Here is a 20,230-nt window from a genome sequence, read left to right as displayed (position 1 = left end):
TATTAATTAAAAAAAAAGTGTTTAGCAGTTTGTTGTTAAACACTTTTTTAAAATAAACTTTTGAATATGAGGAAAATACTATTTATTGTATTACTAACAATTATATATTCTTGCGGTGTAAAGCAAACTCAATCTATGTTGAGTAATGGTGATTATGATGGTGCTATCAACAGAGCATTAGACGGATTAAGAACCAATAAAAACTCAAAAGGAAATCAAGATTATGTGTATCTTTTAGAAGAAGCCTTTGCAAAAGCGAAAGAACGTGATTTAAATGATTTGTCTTTATTAATCAAAGAAAAAAATCCAGCAAATTTGGAGAAAATCTATAATTTATATAATCAATTACACAATCGTCAAGACAGAATTAGAGGTGTTTTACCTTTAAAATTGATCAAAGAAAACAGAAATGCTATTTTTCCTTTCAATGATTATTCTAATGAATTAATTGCTAGTAAATCTGACTTGTCTGTATATTTATATAACAATGCGAAAAAACTTCTTGCTTCTAAAAATAAGTTAGTAATTCGTGAAGCTTTTGATGATTTAGCTTATTTAGATAAATTGAATCCAAATTATAATGACGTAAGAAGTTTAATGGATCAAGCGCAATTTAGAGGAACAGACTTTATTTTAGTTTCTACTAAAAACGATACACAAATGGTTATTCCAGTTCGTTTACAAGATGATATGTTAGATTTTAGTACGTACGGAATCAATGACAAATGGACCGTATATCACAATAAAAAGCAAAGTAATATAACTTATGATTTTGCAATGATTGTGAACTTTAGAGAAATTAAAATCTCTCCTGAACAAGTTCGTGAAAAACAATTTATTAAAGAAAAACAAATTAAAGATGGTACCAAACCACTTTTAGATGCTAACGGAGTTCAAGTAAAAGATTCAGAAGGTAAACCAATGGTTGTGGACGTTATGAAAACGATCACGGCAAGTATTTATGAATTCACTCAATTTAAATCAGTACAAACTACTGCTAAAGTGGAATATATGGATTTAAATAGTAAGCAATTAATTGATGCCTATCCATTATCTAGCGAATTTGTTTTCAGCTATATTTATGCCAATTATAATGGTGATAAACGTGCTTGTGAACAAGATTATTACCAATATTTCGATAGAAGAGCCGTACCGTTTCCAACCAACGAACAAATGGTTTATGATTCTGGTGAAGACTTAAAAGCAAAATTAAAAGCGATTATAACTGGTAACAGATTTAGAAGATAATTTAAGAATATATTAAAGTTTTAGTAAAAGCGTATTTGAAGTTCAAATGCGCTTTTTTTTGTATACTTGTTTTTGCAAAAGTTTGATTTTTAATAAATTCCATTATTTTTGTAAGAATTAATTTTAAAAATATATAAATATGAAAAGTAAATTATTACTACTTTTTGCTTTGGCGAGCAATCATTTCATTTTTTCTCAAAAGATAGAAAAAATGAACCGTGTAGATGTGGATGGATTCTACACCAATCCTGTTGTTTCTCCTAATGGAAAGTTCGCTTTGGTAACCGGGCATCATTTCAAGGGAGCCTATGTTTTAAATCTAAAAACAAACAAAATCACTCAAATTTCCGATAAAGAAGGAAGTGGTTATGGCTATTCTTGGGATAACAATAACGAAATGGTCTATTTCAAACAAAAAGAAGCAAAAGAATATTTCTCAGATTCTAAAGTCTACAGTTATTCTTTAAAAGATAAAAAAGCAACGTTAAGAACAGATATCGACATCAATATGTTGTCGTCTTATCATGGAATTGAAAAAAAGGCGACAAGTCAAATTGTGGTTTATACCAACATAACAACTCTTAAAATTGAAGCTAAAGATTTAATTTCGAAAAAAAGTTGGGTGATCACTTCAGAAGAAGGTCAATATTACAATGCGCTTTTATCGCCAGATGGAAAAAAAGTAGCTGTTCATAAGGGCTCTGATATTTATGTGTATGATATCAATGGAAATGGGAAAGGTCAGAAAATTGGAACTGGTATTGCAACATCTTGGTCGGCAGATAATCAACATTTAGTTGGATTTTTAGATACAAGTGAAGACGGACACACTGTTACCAATTCGGAAATTTATCTGTTCGATATTAAAACATTACAATCGAAAAAAGTATCTAATACAGAAGTGTTATTAGAAATGTTTCCAAGTTTCATTGGTAAAAACAAAGTACTTTTTACAGATGACAAAACAGGTGCTATTTATATGGCTAAATTAAAAATGTAATTCCGATGAAAAATATATTTAAAATAGTAATGGCTGTTTTGTTTTCAGTAAATGTACAGTCGCAAATTATAGTAATTGATCCAGGTCACGGTTATGGTGCCACAACAACAGACAATCCAGACGGAAGAACCGCAATTGAAATTGAAACCTCTTTAGAAGTAGGTTTACGTACCAGAAATTTAATTCAAAATAGTTGTACTTGGACCGTTCAAATGACAAGAACCACCAATTTAAATAGTTGGATTTCGGTAACGCAACGCGGACAAATGGCTAACAACTGGAATGCCGATAGATTATTAAGTATTCATTGTAATGCTGGTGGCGGAACTGGAACCGAAACATTTTATTGTACACAAGACGATACGAACACACCTCCAGATGTAGCTTTTGCACAAAAAATTCAAACGAATATGGTTTCTGGAGGTTCATGGAACAACAGAAGATGTGTAGAAGATAATAGCTTCTTAGCCTATCATTTGGGAGTTTTAAGATATTCAGCAGCAACAGGATGTTTAAATGAAATTGGCTTTGTTGATTCTGCTACAGATGCTGCAAAATTAACGAGTTCGACTTGGAGAGACGCTTTTGCTTTATCGTATTTCAATGCGTTAAAATCAGATTTAAATTTAACGTGTGCTACAACTCCAGCTCCAGGTAGTTTTACTTTAACGGCATCACCTCAATGTAATGGAACAACTTCTCAAGTAGCTTTAAGTTGGACAGCATCTGCCAATGCAACAAGTTATGATATTTATAAAGATGGCGCTTTGTGGGATTCAAATATTACCACTACAACTTATACGAATACAAGTGGAGTAGTAGCGGGAGTAACTTATGCCTATTCTGTAAAAGCTAAGAATGCTGGAACTACACAAACTACAAATTCAAACGGAACCGTTTCTGTTACAGCTTTAAATTGTGCAATTCCAGGAGCGTTCACCATAACTGTAACTCCAGAATGCAGTGGAACGGGAACGCCAAGAAACAAACTAACTTGGACAGCTTCTGCCAATGCGACTGCTTATAATGTGTATAGAAATGGTGTTTTATATGCCAGTAGTTTAACAGGAACAACTTATACGAATACAGCTGTAACTTCAGGAACAAGTTATTCTTATTATGTTGTTGCGAAAAACACAACAGCGACACAAACTACCAATTCAAACGGAACACAAACGGTTGTAGCTTTAAATTGTGCAGCACCAGGAGCGTTTACTATATCGGCAACGGCTGAATGTAGTGGAACTACGAGTCGAGTAAATTTATCTTGGACGGCTTCTGCCAATGCAACTTCTTACGATGTGTATCGAAATGGAAGTTTGTATGCTTCAGATGTAACAGGCACACAATTCCTAAATACGTTTGTTACTGTTGGAACTACTTACACATATTCAATGATGGCTAAAAACAATATTGGAACGGTTGCCAATTCTAATGTAACGGTTTCAGCAACAGCAATACTTTGTACACCTGGTTCGTTTACCGCGACTGCCACACCAACTTGTAGTGGAACAACAAGTGCTATTAATGTTACTTGGACAGCATCTTTAAATGCTACTTCTTATGATATTTACAGAAATGGAAATTTATATGCTTCAGATATTGCTGGAACGTCTTTCTTAAATACGTATTTAATTACGGCTGGCACTACGTATACGTATTATGTAAAAGCTAAAAACTCAGCAGGAACTTTAAATAATTCTAACGGAACTTTATCTGCAACGGCTACAAATTGTTCAGGTGCGAAAATTTCTGAAGGAAATGAAGTAAAAGAAGCAATTACGATTTCTTTCTACCCAAATCCAACCGACGGAATTTTGAATTTAGAAATCAATAGAACTGAAGTTCAAAATATTCATTACCTGATTATGGATATAAATGGGAGAGTTGTAAAAGAAGCCAATTTAGAAACGGAAAGAACTATTCATCTTTCGCAATTCCCAGCAGCAACTTACTTCATTAGAGTTGTTGTTGACGGACAAGAATTTGTAAAACAGATTATCAAGAAATAACAAATAGTTGAATAATAACAAAAAGCACTTTTGAGAAATCGAAAGTGCTTTTTTATTTAAGTTTTGATACTTTTGTAACTACTAGTGATGAAATATAAATCATAAATGAAAATAATTACACTTCCTGAAGAAATTAATATAGAAAAGATAACAACTAATTTACAAGTTTTTGATTATCATAATTCTCAAAAAATAATTAAACAACAAATTATTTTAAATCAAAATGCATTTAGTTTTTTAATTGAAGGTACTAAAGAAGTAATCTCTGGAAATTCATCTTTATCTATAGATAATTCTAAATTTCTTTTAATGAAATCAGGACATTGTTTAATGACTGAAAAACTATCCGACTTTAAGAGCTATAGAAGTATTCTGTTTTTTTTTACGAATGAAATCTTATTTGAGTTTGTACAAAAAGCGAAACTTAATTCAGAATTAAGTGCCGATACATCTGTTAGTGCATTTCAATATGATGGTTTTATAAAACGATTTGTTGCAAGTTTATTAGATGTTTCAAAACTTTCAAATAATGCGAAGTCAAAATTATTGAAGGTAAAATTTGAAGAGATTATGCAATATTTAATTGAAATGCATGGTACACAATTTTTGTTTTCACTCTTGAAAAATAGTGACAACTATACTCAGAAGTTTATCAGAACAATTGAAACTAATAAATTAAATAAATTGAAATTAAAAGAATTAGCTTTTTTGTGCGATAGGAGTGAGTCTACTTTTAAAAGAGAATTTGAAAAACATTATAATGAATCCCCAATAAAATGGTTTCAAAATGCAAGATTAGAACATGCTAAATATTTGCTCAATCAGGAACGAAAAAGTTCTTCTGAAATTTATTTAGAAGTGGGTTACGAGAATTTGTCAAGTTTTATTCAGGCCTATAAATTGAAATACGGAATTACTCCAAAACAACATAACAAATAATGAACTTTTAGCAACATTTTTTGACTAAAACACTAAATTTATTTACAATAAATACAACCTAAATTTGTTTAAGATTTTAAAAAAAAATATCTCATGAAAAAAACAAATTTTATTTTAGTGTTATCGTTGATTTTTTCAACTACACTATTTGGTCAAAAAACATTTACATTATCAAGTAAGGATTTGGGTGGTGAAGCTTCTAAAATTCAAGAATTTAATGGATTTGGTTGCACTGGAAATAACCAATCTCCTCAATTGTCATGGAAAAATGTTCCAGATGGAACTAAAAGTTTTGCAATAACAATGTACGATCCTGATGCTCCAACAGGAAGTGGGTTTTGGCATTGGTTAGTTTTTGATATTCCTGCAACTAGTAGTGAATTAGTAACAAATGCAGGAAATGTACAGCTTAACTTGGCACCAAAAGGCGCTATTCAAAGTAAAACAGATTATGGAATTAATGGTTTTGGAGGACCTTGTCCGCCAGAAGGACATGGATTTCATCAATATATTATAACAGTTTATGCTTTAAAAACGGATAAATTAGGATTAGATGCAAACATTAATCCTGCTATAGTCGGATTTAATCTTTGGAATAATACAATTGCAAAGGCAAGTATTATCGTATATTATAAAAGATAAAGTTAATTTTAAAGTAAAATTACAGTTTCAAATAAAACTATTAATCTCTCACAATTACCAGCAGCAACTTACTTCATTAGAGTTATTGTTGACGGACAAGAATTTGTAAAACAGATTATCAAGAAATAACTATTAGTTTTATAAAAACAAAAAGCACTTTTGAGAAATCGAAAGTGCTTTTTTATTGGTGTGAAATAGGTTTAAGTTAAACGCGTCGGGAAGTTCTAAAAAGGCATCGGGAACTTCTAAAAATGTATCGGGAAGTTCTAAAAAGGCATCGGGAACTTCTAAAAACGTATCGGGAAGTTCTAAAAATGCATCGGGAAGTTCTAAAAACGCATCGGGAAGTTCTAAAAATGAATCGGGAACTTCTAAAAACGCGTCGGGAAGTTCTAAAAACGTATCGGGAAGTTCTAAAAAGGCATCGGGAAGTTCTAAAAATGTATCGGGAAGTTCTAAAAATACATCGGGAAACTCTTAATCATATAGTAAACACGTTTAACTACAAGTAAACAAAAAAACCTTCCATTTCTGAAAGGTTTTTATATATACTAAAATTTCAAATTTCAAAATTTCAATACCGAAACTTCGGGAGAATATTCGTTCTTCAAAATCAAAAATAACAAATCAAAATTTCGTAAATCCCAAATCGTAAATCCCAAATCGTAAATCTTAAATTTTAAGTAAACTGCTTCAAATCATCTACAGAAATGCTATCATGCGATTCATTAAAAACCGCTTTTCCATTTCTAATTACTACAATTTGTGGCGATTGATGCACCACATTATATCTGCTTGCAATTTCATTAGACAAATCTCTATGGTTCAATAAGTCTAACAAATACCAATCTATTTTATCTTCTGGAAATTGAAACTCCGCATCAAATTGTTTTAAAACGGTTCTACTGATAATACAACGTGTACTATGTTTGAAAAGTACAACGGGTTTGGTATGAGAAATTTCATCAATTTCATCAAATTGTTCTATTTTGTTTAAAGTGAAAAATTTAGCTTCCACATTTTCATTTTGCTTGTCTTCAGATTTGTTTTCTCCAAAGATATTTTTAAAAAAACTCATATTTCGTCATGTTTTAAGACATTTTGTCGTATTTATATAAGAATAATACTTAAAAAACAGACAATTTGTCGTTTAATTTAATTTGGAATATAAATTGACCAAATTCTAGACAAATATACTATATCAATTGTATATATTAATGTTAGTTTAATTACAAAATATATGAGTTTAAATAATTTAACCATTAAATCGCAAGAAGCTTTGCAACAAGCACAGCAAATTGCACAAAGTTTCGGACAACAACAGCTGGAAAATGAACACATTTTTAAAGCTATTTTGGAAGTTGATGCAACAGTTACACCCTTTATTTTAAAGAAAGTAAATGTGAATGTCGATTTGTTCCAAAAAGTTTTAGATAGCACCATTCAGAGTTTTCCAAAAGTTTCTGGTGGAGACATTATGTTTTCTCGAGACGCTTCTTCAACCTTAAATGAAGCTTCTATTTTAGCGAAAAAGATGAACGATGATTTCGTGTCTATCGAACACATAATTCTAGCTATTTTTAAATCGAAAAGTAAAGTCGCACAAATTTTAAAAGATCAAGGTGTCACCGAAAAAGATTTACTAGCCGCTATTACGGAACTTCGAAAAGGAGAACGCGTGACTTCTTCATCGGCCGAAGAAACGTATGATGCTTTAAATAAATACGGAAAAAACTTAAATGAATTAGCCAAAAGTGGAAAGTTAGATCCTGTTATTGGTCGGGATGAAGAAATTCGTAGAGTGTTACAAATCTTAACACGTAGAACCAAAAATAATCCGATGTTAGTGGGAGAACCTGGAGTAGGTAAAACCGCTATTGCAGAAGGTTTAGCACACAGAATTGTAGATGGAGATGTACCAGAAAATCTGAAAGATAAAGTGGTTTATTCTTTAGATATGGGTGCATTAATCGCAGGTGCAAAATACAAAGGTGAATTTGAAGAACGTTTGAAAGCGGTTGTGAAAGAAGTAACTTCTGCAAACGGTGATATCATTCTTTTCATTGACGAAATTCACACGCTTGTTGGTGCTGGAGGAGGAGATGGCGCTATGGACGCAGCCAATATTTTAAAACCAGCTTTAGCTCGAGGCGAATTACGTGCAATTGGAGCCACAACTTTAGACGAATATCAAAAATATTTCGAAAAAGACAAAGCTTTAGAACGTCGTTTTCAAAGAGTTACGGTGGATGAACCTGATACAGAAAGTGCGATTTCAATTTTACGTGGAATTAAAGAAAAATACGAAGCACATCATAAAGTACGAATCAAAGACGACGCCATTATTGCTGCGGTAGAATTATCACAACGTTATATTACGAATCGATTTTTACCAGATAAAGCTATCGATTTAATGGACGAAGCGGCTTCAAAATTACGTATGGAAATCAATTCAAAACCAGAAGAATTAGATGTTTTGGATAGAAAAATCATGCAATTGGAAATTGAAATCGAAGCCATTAAAAGAGAAAAAGATGAATCAAAATTAAAAGTATTACATATCGATTTATCGGAATTGAAAGAACAACGTAATGAAATTTACGCGAAATGGAAATCGGAGAAAGATATTGTTGATGCGATTCAAAGTTATAAACAACAAATTGAAGACTTCAAACTAGAAGCAGAACGTGCAGAACGTGAAGCAGAATATGGAAAAGTTGCCGAATTGAGATATGGTAAAATCATCGAAGCACAAAAGAAAGTAGATGAATTACAAATCGAATTATTAGAGAATCAAACGGAAAAATCGTTAATAAAAGAAGAAGTTACGCAAGAAGATATTGCTGAGGTTGTGGCCAAATGGACTGGAATTCCAGTAACTAAAATGCTACAAAGTGAACGTGAAAAATTACTGAATTTAGAAGACGAATTGCATAAAAGAGTTGTCGGACAAGAAGAAGCTATTGAAGCCATTTCTGATGCTGTACGAAGAAGTCGTGCGGGATTACAAGACATGAAAAAACCTTTAGGAACGTTTCTTTTCTTAGGTACAACTGGAGTTGGAAAAACAGAATTAGCGAAAGCGTTAGCCGATTATTTATTCGATGACGAAAATGCGATGACGCGAATTGATATGAGTGAATACCAAGAACGTCATAGTGTAAGTCGATTAGTCGGAGCACCTCCAGGATATGTAGGATATGATGAAGGCGGACAATTAACAGAAGCCGTAAGAAGAAGACCGTATTCTGTAATTTTGTTAGATGAGATTGAGAAAGCACATCCGGACACCTTTAATATTTTATTGCAAGTATTAGATGAAGGAAGATTAACCGATAACAAAGGAAGGTTAGCAGATTTCAAAAACACAATTATTATTATGACCTCTAATATGGGAAGTCATATTATTCAAGAGAAATTTGAAAACCTGAAAGGAAGTGTAGATTCGGCTATGGAATTAGCAAAAGTTGAGGTTTTAGCGTTGTTGAAACAAACGGTTCGACCTGAGTTTATCAATAGAATTGACGATATTGTGATGTTTACACCATTAACGAATGCGAATATTAAACAAATTGTAGGTTTACAATTGAAATCGGTATTCAAAATGTTAGAACAACAACATATTTCAATGACAGCAACTGATGAAGCGATTGATTATTTAGCCGTAAAAGGGTACGAACCAGAATTTGGAGCACGACCAGTGAAAAGAGTCATCCAGCGAGAAGTGTTGAACAAACTGTCTAAAGAAATTTTAGCAGGAAATATTAAAACAGATTCAGTAGTTTTAATTGATTGTTTTGATAACCAATTGGTTTTTAGAAATCAGGAATAAGCAAAAAGTAATAATAATTAAAAGTCTAATCGTCGAAAGATGACTAGACTTTTTTTATATTTACTTCATCCGATAGGTATAATTATTAAATTTAATATTTATTTTTTTATTTGCCACGAATTCTCGAATATTAAAAAATAACGCAAAAATTAGTTCATCTTTGATGAAAATTCGAATTAAATCGAAAAGTTGACCCAGAAAATTCGAAAATTCGTGTCGAAATTATTCTTAAATTTATTTCATCCAATGGGTTTACATAAATTAAACTACAACTATGCATCCAGATATTCAAAAATATAATAACAATCAAATTGGAGAATGTTATCTAATTTGTACACTTCTGTCTGAGATAATTATGAAAAATTTCCCGGAAGCAGAAAATAAAGTATGGCATGCGCATCCCGTTTGGTTTTTAGAAGGTAATCCAATTGTAGGTTACGATAAATTAAAAGATAGTGTACGATTGCTGTTTTGGAGTGGCGCCAGTTTCGAAGAAGAAGAATTGAAAATCGGAACAGGAAAATTTAAAGATGCTTCTAAACGCTATACAAATGTATCTCAAATACATAAAGAAGATATTGTTCGTTGGATTGAAAAATCGAAAGTCATTCAATGGGATTATAAAAATGTTGTGAAACGAAAAGGTGTTTTGGAACGCTTGGTTTAATGAAAATTTCTGTAGATTTGAACTAAATTTTTTATCATGATACATCTAATTGTTGGAAATACAGGTTCTGGAAAAACCACCTATTGTAACCAATTGAAAGCTCAAAATAAAGGAATTATTTTTTCAATAGACACTTGGAATAAAACCTTGTTTATGCCAGACAAAAAGGAAACGGATGGTTTAGATTGGTTTTTAGAGCGTATTGATAGAGCAGAAGCAATGATTCAAAATTTACTTCTTCAATTAGAAAATGCTGGTACGGATGCTATATTAGATTTAGGTTTATCAAAGTTCTCCCATCGAGAAAAATTTAGAAAATTTGCCTTAGACAATAATATAGAAATTCAATTGCATTATTTAGATGTTTCTAAAGAAATACGTTGGCAAAGAGTTCAAAACCGCAATCAAGAAAAAGGATCTTCTTTCGAATTTGAAGTCTCTGAAAGCGATTTTAATTTTATGGAAACTTGGTTTGAAGTTCCAACAAATGAAGAATTAAAGGAAGCAATTCTTATTTCTATATAATTTGTTATATTTGAAATTCAACCTAAAATAATACAATTATGAACAAAATTATTTTAAAGTATGGAATTTTAGGAGGTATTGCTGCTTCTATAGTTATGTCATCCATAACTGTATACATGAAGTTGCATCCTGAAAAAACGGTAGGTATGTTTATGGGTATGTTTATGGGTATGTTTACCATGATATTAGCCTACACTTTCATTGTTTTAGGAGTTCTAAAATTAAGAAACGAAAACAACGGAATACTCCCATTTGGTAAAGCGTTTTTATGTGGATTAGGTATTGTTTTTATTACTTCAACAATATATGTTTTAGTTTGGTTAATCATTTATTATAATTTCTTTCCAAATTTCATGGAACATTATTGTGATTTAGCCTTAAAGCAAACGCCACCTGAAGAATTAGTGGCTAAAAAAGCCGAAATGGAACAATATAAAGAAATGTATAAGTCACCAATTGGAGTCATTTTACTTACGTATATGGAAATTTTCCCATTTGGAATTGTAGTTGCTTTAATTAATGCAGCCGTATTAAAGAAGAAATAAATTTAAATGATAAATAAACTATTCGCACTATTCCTATTTAGTACAATTTTTGTTTTTGGACAAGATAATAAGGAGAAACCAATAAAGGAAAAAATTTCAATAACACTTTCTCCTTTGTCTTTAATTGATATTTTTGACGGTTCTTCTTTGAGAATTGGTGCCGAAAAACAATTAAGTAAAAATTTATCGGCACATTTTGAGCCTGGATTTTATTTAGGAAATGTCAATGTTTATAAAAGAAACCCAAAAGGATTTTTGTATAAAGTTGGAATTAATTATTGTATCAACAGAGATTTAGATGAAGACAGTTTCAAATATATTGGTCTTGAATATCAATATAAAAATCAAGATTATGAATATGTTGATAGTTTTGCTGTAAATACTGTTCGTTTTGAGAAGCAATATAAAATGAATAGAAAAATGAATTGTATATCTCTAAAATATGGAGTAAAATATAATAGTGATGGCCATTTTTATAGTGATATGTTCCTCGGTTTAGGTGTTCGATTTATGAATTCTACAAACAATTTATCACAACAAGAAAATGACGGTTTACTTAATGGTGAAGAAAATGGATCAACACAAGCAGATAGTATCCTAACACCAATTGGAAATTATGGAACTATAAATTTTATTTTCGGATTTAAATTTGGTTATCGCATCTTTTAAATGAACCTACTCGAACTCTTTGCCCAACACGACATTTCTATATTAATTATAATTGGAATCGCATCTCTTTTTGCTGGATTTATTGACGCTATTGTTGGCGGCGGTGGCTTAATTCAGTTTCCAGCGTTTATGATTTTATTTCCAAATTCAACCATACCAACCGCTTTTGGAACCAACAAAATTGCCGGACTTTCAGGAACTTCCATCGCAGCGGTTCAATATGCTAAACGCGTAAAATTCAATTGGAAATTACTCACAATTACTGCTATAACTTCTTTTGTGTTTTCTTTTATAGGTGCGAAATTAGTCAGCTGTATCGATGTCAATATTCTCAAACCGTTTATCTTTTTTTTATTAATTGCGATTGCTATTTATACCTTTAAGAAAAAGGATTTCGGTTCCATTTCCACAAAAAAACTTACTGAAAATAAAAAATACCTTTTCGGATTCTTATTAGGTATAATTATTGGTTTCTATGATGGCTTTTTAGGTCCAGGAACAGGAAGTTTTTTAGTTTTAGGATTTGTAGCGTTATTAGGTTTCGAATTTTTAGAAGCTTCGGCTTATGCGAAAGTAATCAATTGTGTGACCAATATTTCAGCCTTGTATGTCTTCATTTCTCAAGGAAATTATATTATAGAAATTGCTATAATTATGGCGGTTTCCAACGTAATTGGAAGCATAGTTGGTTCTCGAATGGCCATTTTAAAAGGAAATATCTTTATTAGAAAAATATTTCTATTTGTAGTTTGTATTATGATTCTTCGTTATGGATATGATGTTTTTTTTAGTTAGATTTGTTTCACTCAAAAAAAACACCTCTTTTCATGAAGAAAATTCTAGTACTAGCTGTATTGCTATTTATATCTTGTAATTCCATCAAACAATTTAATGAAGGTATTTCGCAGCCTATTCCTGTCGCTAAACTACAAAGTGATGTCGATTATTCGTATCAAAAATTAAAACAATTACACCCAAAATTATACTGGTACATTTCTAAAGAAAAGTTAGATTATAAATTCGACAGTTTAAAAAAATCGATTCAAAAACCGATGACGGGTTTGACTTTTTATAAACAGTTAAGTCAGGTTACAAAAAGTGTAGGTCAAGGTCATTTAGGCATTTCACCAAGTTTAAAAAAGTATTCTAAAAAAGAATTAAAACTCCTAAAAAAAGAAGGTAAAGCGGCATTAAATCAATTTGATTTTGAATTTATCGATAACAAATTAATTATTCTAAAAAATCGCTCTCGTCATAATATAAAAGAAAATACAGAAGTGGTTTCAATTAATAATGAAAAACCTTCGGATTTAATTGCGACCTATAAAAAAAGAGTAGCCTCTGACGGTTATAATACTACTTTTCACAACCGATATTTAGGTAAAAGTTTTGGAATGTTTTATACGCTTGACAAAGGTAAACTTCAAGATAGCATTCAATTGGTTTTAAAATTAGAAGACAAAGATTCTCTTTTTGTTGTGAAACGAGATACTTTCGGTACAAATTCAAAGGAAGATAAAATCAAATTGTCTAAAAAAGAAACCAAAGAAAAAGCAAAGTTCAATAGCAAATACGGATTTAATAAAGAGACGAAAACGTTCACTAGAGAATTAAAGTTTATCGAAAACGATAGTACAACAGCTTTAATGACCATCAAACAATTTAACAACGGAAATCCGCATGATTTTTATGAAGAATCATTTAATAAATTATCCGTTGCCAATGCTAAAAATTTAATTATCGATTTACGCAATAATCCAGGTGGGAGATTGTTTGAAATTGGCGATTTATACGGCTATTTAGCCAACGAACCTTTCGTTTTTATTGACGATTATGAAGTGGTTTCTAGAACCAGTAAATTACATGTCGATTATTTTAAAGGTGGTGGACCAATTATGAAGTTTTTTAAAGTATTAGGCGCACCATTTTTCTATTCTATCAATTATTTTAGGGTACGAAAAGAAGATGATAAATATTTGTTTAGTACAAAACATTCAAAGATAAGTCAACCTAAACCAAACAATTTTAAAGGAAAAGTGTACGTATTAATCAATGGAGGAAGTTTTTCAGCATCTAGTATAATTTCATCCAATTTAAAATCAACGAAACGTGCCTTTTTTGTTGGAGAAGAAACCGGTGGAGCCTATAATGGAACCGTTGCAGCACAAATGCCTTTGGTACAATTACCCAATAGTAAAGTAAATTTACGAATCGGATTAGCATTAGTTAGCGCCAATGGTAAAACGGATATTGAGGGAAGAGGAATTTTCCCAGATAAAGAAATAATCCCAACAATTGAAGACAGAAAAAACAACATCGACCCCGAATTAAAATGGGTTTTAGACGACATTAAAAGGGATAAAGAAGTAGAGGAGTTGTTGAAAGAGCCAATTAAAGAGCCAAGTAAAAAGTAAAAAGTAAAAAGTAAAAAGAAACAAGTAAAAAGTAACAAGTAAAAAGTAACTACGATAAAAAGTTAACTGATGTTTTTTGAATCCTTATATTGTAAATAGAAATCAGTAAAATCTGCGTTGTGCAGCATCTGTTAAACCCGCGTGCCAATTATGAAAAAATTAAAAATATACCTCGTTGTATTCCTTCTCGGATTAGCACTTTCTGCTATTCAACCGAAAGAATATTTTACCTGGTTTTTAGAAGTAGTACCAGCAATTATCGGACTTTTAATATTGGTATTTACATATAAAAAATTCCAATTTACAAATTATACTTACTTTTTTATTTTACTACATTGTATCATTTTGTTTATAGGTGGTCATTATACGTATGCTGAAGTACCTTTGTTCGATTGGATAAAAGAAACGTTCGATCAAACCAGAAATAACTATGATAAAGTGGGACATTTTGCACAAGGTTTCGTACCTGCTATGATTGTCCGCGAATTGTTCATCAGAAAAAATGTAATTGCCAATAAAAGCTATTTCAATTTTATAATTGTTTCGATTTGTTTAGCGATTAGCGCTGCTTACGAATGGATAGAGTGGTGGGTTTCTATTTGTACGGGTGATGGTGGCGATGCGTTTTTAGGTACACAAGGCTACGTTTGGGACACACAATCAGATATGCTTTTAGCAACAATCGGTGCGATTTGTATGGTGTTGTTCTTTAGTAAAAGCCAAGACAAAGCGATTGTTTTTATTAAAGAGCCAAGTAAAAAGTAAAAAGAGCCAAGTAAAAAGTAAAAAGAGCCAAGTAAAAAGTAAAAAGAGCCAAGTAAAAAGAGTTACAACACAGATTTAAGAAATTATATAAATTTTAAAAATAAAACCCTAGCGCGCCTTGCGAAAATCATTGTGTACTTTGCGGTTAAAAAATAAATAGATTGTATCAACACAGATTTAAGAAATTATATAAATTTTAAAAATAAAATCCCTAGCGAGCCTTGCGGAAATCTTTGCGAACTTTGCGGTTAAAAAATATATCAATTAGTCATCATAAACATAAAAAATCATGCTTACCATAAATTTTCAACCCTTTCCAAATTTAGAATCTGAACGATTAGTTTTGAGAAGACTTAAAGACTCGGATGCTCCTGAAGTTTTTAAAATAAGAAGCAATCCAGAAAGAATGAAATACATACCACGACCGATTTTACAAAATGAAGAAGAGGCACTGGCTATGATTCAAATGATGAACTCAAAAATTGATGAAAACACCGATATTAATTGGGGTGTTTGCTTAAAAAACACCGATACAATAATTGGTTTTATGGGATTTTATAGAGTCCAACCCGAAAATTATCGTACCGAAATTGGTTATATGGTTTTACCAGAATATGATGGAAAAGGGTATGTGTCCGAAGCTGTAAATGCGATGGTGAATTACGCTTTTCATACTGCCGGATTTCACTCTGTTGAAGCTGTTATTGATCCAAATAATTTCGCTTCAGAAAAAGTATTATTAAAAAATGGTTTCAGAAAAGAAGCGCATTTTGTGGAGAATTTCTTCTGGAATAATGAATTTATTAGTTCGGTACATTATGGAATATTAAATAGAGAATTTGTAAAATGATTATAACCATCTCCAATTCGCAACTTTCAGCAACTATTAATACTTTGGGTGCCGAATTACTTTCACTAGTTAAAAACAACAAAAACTACATCTGGCAAGTAGACGAAACCTATTGGAATAAAACCTCACCCGTTTTATTTCCAATTGTGGGTCGCTTGAAGAAGGATAGTTTTACTTATAATGGAAATTCGTATCAGTTACCACGACACGGTTTTGCCAGAAATATGGAATTTTCTTTCGATAAAAAAAGTGAGCATCAAGTCATTTTTGAACTTAACGAAACTGAAGAAACGAAAGGCAATTATCCATTTGATTTTAAATTGTTAATGGCCTACACATTAATGGATAACGAATTAGTGATTGAATATTTCGTACGAAACCAATCGGATGAAGTGTTGCCTTTTTCAATTGGCGCGCATCCTGCCTTTGCAATTGAAGGAAATTTTGAAGATTATTCTTTGCAATTTAATAAAGAAGATAGTTTCGAAACCCACCATTTAGAAAATGAAAGTTTCAATGGAAAAACGACTTTAGTTGAAACGAAAAACAACAGTATCACTCTAAATTATCAGTTATTTGAAAAAGATGCCTTGGTTTTTAAACAATTAAAATCGAATGAAGTTGTTCTTTCACATCAAAACAAAAACATTCTAAAAGTAAATTTTGATCATTTCCCATATTTAGGAATTTGGACGAAACAAAACGCTCCATTTTTATGTTTGGAACCTTGGTGCGGTTTAGCTGATTCGATAGATCATAACGGAAATTTAGAAGAAAAAGAAGGTATCAATCATCTACCAGCTGGAGAGGATTTCTTAAGAGCAATACGAATAGAAGTTTTAGAATAGATTTTAAACACATAGGCTCATAGGTTGGATTGCGGATAAAGACGCTTCGCTCAAAATAGTTCACAAAAGCTATGCGTATAGTTTGTCATAATGTAAGCATCTTGCTCAATCTAATTCATTACTCTACTCTTACACCCCTAAAGTCCCCTCAAGGGGACAATCCTTCTAAGAAAATTTTGTATTAAATAGAAAATAAGAATTTAAAGATAAACGTCTTCGTAGGAATTGTCAATTCAAAGCGACAATCCAACTAATAGAATTTTGTATTAAATAGAAAATATGAATTTAAAGATAAACGTCTTCGTAGGAATTGTCCCCTTGAGGGGACTTTAGGGGTGTCTTAATCCACTTCCACAATCTTACCCTCAAACTTGTCATGCTGAGAGCATCTCACGTAATCTAATTCACTACTAATTTTACACCCCTAAAGTCCCCTCAAGTGGACAATCCTTCTAAGAAAATTTTGTATTAAATAGAAAATAAGAATTTAAAGATAAACGTCTTCGTAGGAATTGTCAATTCAAAGCGACAATCCAACTAATAGAATTTTGTATTAAATAGAAAATATGAATTTAAAGATAAACGTCTTCGTAGGAATTGTCCCCTTGAGGGGACTTTAGGGGTGTCTTAATCCACTTCCACAATCTTACCCTCAAACTTGTCATGCTGAGAGCATCTCACGTAATCTAATTCACTACTAATTTTACACCCCTAAAGTCCCCTCAAGTGGACAATCCTTCTAAGAAAATTTTGTATTAAATAGAAAATAAGAATTTAAAGATAAACGTCTTCGTAGGAATTGTCAATTCAAAGCGACAATCCAACTAATAGAATTTTGTATTAAATAGAAAATATGAATTTAAAGATAAACGTCTTCGTAGGAATTGTCCCCTTGAGGGGACTTTAGGGGTGTCTTAATCCACTTCCACAAACTTACCCTCAAACTTGTCATGCTGTAAGCATCTCACGTAATCTAATTCACTACTAATTTTACACCCCTAAAGTCCCCTCAAGGGGACAATCCTTCTAAGAAAATTTTGTAATGAATAAGAAAATAAAATATTAAGATTAACGTCTTCGTAGGAATTGTCTATTCAAAGCGACAATCCAACTAATAGAATTTTGATGAAATTGAAAACATGAATTTAAAGATAAACGTCTTTGTAGGAATTGTCCCCTTGAGGGGACTTTAGGGGTGTCTTAATCCACTTCCATAATCTTACCCTCATTTTTGTCATGCTGAAAGCATCTCACGAAAAGTCGCAGAGTCGCAAAGTTTAACAACAAAGAGCTTCACGTAAATCCCAAATAATTAAATCTTTAAGATTTTTTAATTCGAAAAATTCGAAAATTCGTGGCTAACAATTAACCTATAGTTTGTCATGCTGTAAGCATCTCACACAAACAACTTCCGTAATGATTTTAAACATATAAGTCATATAAGTTTTTTTTAACCACATAGTTTTATGTTGGATTGCGGATAAAGACGCTTCGCTCAAAATAGTTCACAAAAGCTAAGCGTTTAGTTTGTCATAATGTAAGCATCTTGCTCAATCTAATTCATTACTCTACTCTTACACCCCTAAAGTCCCCTCTAGGGGACAATCCTTCTAAGAAAATTTTGTAATAAATAGAAAATAAGAATTTAAAGATAAACGTCTTCGTAGGAATTGTCTATTCAAAGTGACAATCCAACTAATAGAATTTTGTATTAAATTGAAAACATGAATTTAAAGATAAACGTCTTCGTCGGATTGTCCCCTTGAGGGGACTTTAGGGGTGTCTTAATCCACTTCCATAATCTTACCCTCAAACTTGTCATGCTGAGAGCATCTCACGTAATCTAATTCACTACTAATTTTACACCCCTAAAGTCCCCTCAAGGGGACAATCCTTCTAAGAAAATTTTGTAATGAATAAGAAAATAAAATATAAAGATTAACGTCTTCGTAGGAATTGACTATTCAAAGTTAGAAACCTTCTAATAGAATTTTGTATGAAATTGAAAACATGAATTTAAAGATAAACGTCTTCTTAGGAATTGTCCCCTTGAGGGGACTTTAGGGGTGTCACAAACTACTTCACGTAAATCCCAAATTCCAAATCCCAAATATTAATACAATTTAATCAATTCTCTAATCAACAACCTTACATTTGGTTCTGCCATTTTAGCGGCTTTTAGGACTTCTTCGTGAGAAACTTCCGCCATGCTGTTTTCGTTACCCATATCGGTAATGACTGAAACGCCGAAGGTTTCCATATCCATATGTCGGGCGACAATGACTTCAGGAACAGTGCTCATTCCCACGCAATCACCACCGATGTTTTTAACCATTTTATATTCGGAAAGGGTTTCATAGGTTGGACCTTGTAAAGCTACATAAACACCTTCTTCAACTTTTATGTTATTCGTTTGTGCGATTTCTTTGGCTTTGGCAATCATGTGATAACTGTACGGCTCACTCATGTTTAAAAATCGAGGACCTAATCGTTCATCGTTTGCGCCTCTTAACGGATGTTCGGGCATCATGTTGATGTGGTTGTTGATTAGTACGATAGAACCCACTTTATAATTCGAGTTCACACCTCCAGAAGCATTCGAAACAATTAATTTCGAAACGCCTAAATACTTCATAACACGAATAGGAAACGTAACTTCTTTCATGTTATAGCCTTCATAATAATGAAAACGCCCTTGCATGGCTACTACTTTCTTATCGCCAACGGTACCAAACAATAGCGCACCTTTATGTCCAGAAACAGTAGAAACCGGAAAGTTGGGTATTTCTGAATAGGGTAGCGTGTATTCAATGTTGATGTCTTCCGAGAAATCTCCTAATCCAGAGCCTAAAACCACGCCGTATTCTGGAGTGAATTTGGTTTTCTCTTTAATAAATTCGCAGGTTTCTAATATTTGATTAATCATGATCGGACTTTTTTATGTTACTCAAATATACGAAGATTATTGGAGGTAATTTATGATAATTGTCATGTGGTTTTTATTTGCCGCTAAGCCGCTAAGGCACGAAGTTTATTTTTTTTCACGCAGATTGAAAGGATTAAAAGGATTTTGTTTTGCGTATAGTTTGTAATAATGGAAGCATCTTACTCAATCTAATTCATTACTAATCTTACACCCCTAAAGTCCCCTCAAGGGGACAATCCTTCTAAGAAAATTTTGTAATAAGTAGAAAATAAGAATTTAAAGATAAACGTCTTCGTAGGAATTGTCAATTCAAAGCGACAATCCATCTAATAGAATTTTGTATGAAAT

The 20,230-nt window shown here is 31.9% G+C and carries 18 protein-coding genes; 16 read left to right on the top strand and 2 right to left on the bottom strand.

What is annotated here, in order from left to right:
- Positions 1–66: 66 nt before the first annotated feature.
- The 6 genes from UEQ13_RS11540 (at position 67) to UEQ13_RS15520 (ending at position 5,970) form a co-directional block, all read left to right on the top strand.
- Positions 67–1,248, top strand: coding sequence for a hypothetical protein (locus UEQ13_RS11540; RefSeq protein WP_329806499.1), 1,182 nt, complete (start codon positions 67–69; stop codon positions 1,246–1,248).
- 139 nt (positions 1,249–1,387) lie between these two features.
- A complete protein-coding gene (locus UEQ13_RS11535) occupies positions 1,388–2,248 on the top strand; it encodes a TolB family protein (RefSeq protein ID WP_329806498.1) in 861 nt (286 codons plus the stop codon).
- Between the two features lie 5 nt (positions 2,249–2,253).
- A complete protein-coding gene (locus tag UEQ13_RS11530; protein ID WP_329806497.1) occupies positions 2,254–4,260 on the top strand; it encodes an N-acetylmuramoyl-L-alanine amidase in 2,007 nt (668 codons plus the stop codon).
- A gap of 105 nt (positions 4,261–4,365) precedes the next feature.
- Positions 4,366–5,199 (top strand): helix-turn-helix domain-containing protein, encoded by an 834-nt coding sequence (locus tag UEQ13_RS11525; RefSeq protein WP_329806496.1) that lies wholly within the window; start codon positions 4,366–4,368, stop codon positions 5,197–5,199.
- A 93-nt stretch (positions 5,200–5,292) separates the two neighbouring features.
- The gene (locus UEQ13_RS11520) at positions 5,293–5,841 is read left to right on the top strand and encodes a YbhB/YbcL family Raf kinase inhibitor-like protein (protein ID WP_166124897.1); all 549 of its coding nucleotides are present in this window, start codon (positions 5,293–5,295) and stop codon (positions 5,839–5,841) included.
- Between the two features lie 18 nt (positions 5,842–5,859).
- Entirely contained in the window at positions 5,860–5,970 is a 111-nt protein-coding gene (locus UEQ13_RS15520; protein ID WP_407934660.1) for a T9SS type A sorting domain-containing protein, read from the top strand.
- Positions 5,971–6,520: 550 nt separating this feature from the next.
- On the opposite strand, the gene ytxJ is transcribed toward UEQ13_RS15520, so the two are convergent.
- Positions 6,521–6,919, bottom strand: coding sequence for a bacillithiol system redox-active protein YtxJ (ytxJ, locus tag UEQ13_RS11515; protein ID WP_329806495.1), 399 nt, complete (start codon positions 6,917–6,919; stop codon positions 6,521–6,523).
- Between the two features lie 162 nt (positions 6,920–7,081).
- Here ytxJ and clpB point away from each other — a divergent pair, with 162 nt between their 5' ends.
- The 10 genes from clpB to UEQ13_RS11465 all read left to right on the top strand — a co-directional run bounded on the left by clpB (position 7,082) and on the right by UEQ13_RS11465 (position 16,956).
- Positions 7,082–9,673: an ATP-dependent chaperone ClpB gene (gene clpB, locus UEQ13_RS11510; protein ID WP_329806494.1), complete on the top strand. Its 2,592-nt coding sequence runs from the start codon at positions 7,082–7,084 to the stop codon at positions 9,671–9,673.
- 274 nt (positions 9,674–9,947) lie between these two features.
- Positions 9,948–10,340 (top strand): DUF1801 domain-containing protein, encoded by a 393-nt coding sequence (locus UEQ13_RS11505; RefSeq protein WP_329806493.1) that lies wholly within the window; start codon positions 9,948–9,950, stop codon positions 10,338–10,340.
- Between the two features lie 36 nt (positions 10,341–10,376).
- Entirely contained in the window at positions 10,377–10,865 is a 489-nt protein-coding gene (locus UEQ13_RS11500; RefSeq protein WP_329806492.1) for an AAA family ATPase, read from the top strand.
- Between the two features lie 38 nt (positions 10,866–10,903).
- Positions 10,904–11,410 (top strand): DUF4199 domain-containing protein, encoded by a 507-nt coding sequence (locus UEQ13_RS11495; RefSeq protein ID WP_329806491.1) that lies wholly within the window; start codon positions 10,904–10,906, stop codon positions 11,408–11,410.
- 6 nt (positions 11,411–11,416) lie between these two features.
- Positions 11,417–12,079 carry a hypothetical protein gene (locus UEQ13_RS11490; RefSeq protein ID WP_329806490.1) on the top strand — a complete coding sequence of 221 codons (663 nt, stop codon included), beginning with the start codon at positions 11,417–11,419 and terminating at the stop codon, positions 12,077–12,079.
- Entirely contained in the window at positions 12,080–12,874 is a 795-nt protein-coding gene (locus UEQ13_RS11485) for a sulfite exporter TauE/SafE family protein (RefSeq protein ID WP_329806489.1), read from the top strand.
- Positions 12,875–12,906: 32 nt separating this feature from the next.
- A complete protein-coding gene (locus UEQ13_RS11480; RefSeq protein WP_329806488.1) occupies positions 12,907–14,493 on the top strand; it encodes a S41 family peptidase in 1,587 nt (528 codons plus the stop codon).
- Positions 14,494–14,643: 150 nt separating this feature from the next.
- Positions 14,644–15,258, top strand: a complete 615-nt coding sequence (locus UEQ13_RS11475) for a DUF2238 domain-containing protein (RefSeq protein ID WP_329806487.1) — start codon at positions 14,644–14,646, stop codon at positions 15,256–15,258.
- 289 nt (positions 15,259–15,547) lie between these two features.
- On the top strand, positions 15,548–16,108 hold the full coding sequence (locus UEQ13_RS11470) for a GNAT family N-acetyltransferase (RefSeq protein WP_329806486.1): 561 nt from the start codon (positions 15,548–15,550) through the stop codon (positions 16,106–16,108).
- Entirely contained in the window at positions 16,105–16,956 is an 852-nt protein-coding gene (locus UEQ13_RS11465) for an aldose 1-epimerase family protein (RefSeq protein ID WP_329806485.1), read from the top strand. Before UEQ13_RS11470 ends, UEQ13_RS11465 begins: the two co-directional genes overlap by 4 nt.
- 2,113 nt (positions 16,957–19,069) lie before the next feature.
- On the opposite strand, the gene UEQ13_RS11460 is transcribed toward UEQ13_RS11465, so the two are convergent.
- Positions 19,070–19,882, bottom strand: coding sequence for a purine-nucleoside phosphorylase (locus UEQ13_RS11460; RefSeq protein ID WP_329806484.1), 813 nt, complete (start codon positions 19,880–19,882; stop codon positions 19,070–19,072).
- Positions 19,883–20,230 lie beyond the last annotated feature (348 nt).

Origin of the sequence: Flavobacterium facile, assembly GCF_036321945.1 — a bacterium.
GTDB classification, from domain to species: Bacteria; Bacteroidota; Bacteroidia; order Flavobacteriales; family Flavobacteriaceae; genus Flavobacterium; species Flavobacterium facile.
This window is presented reverse-complemented; position numbering and strand designations above follow the sequence as displayed.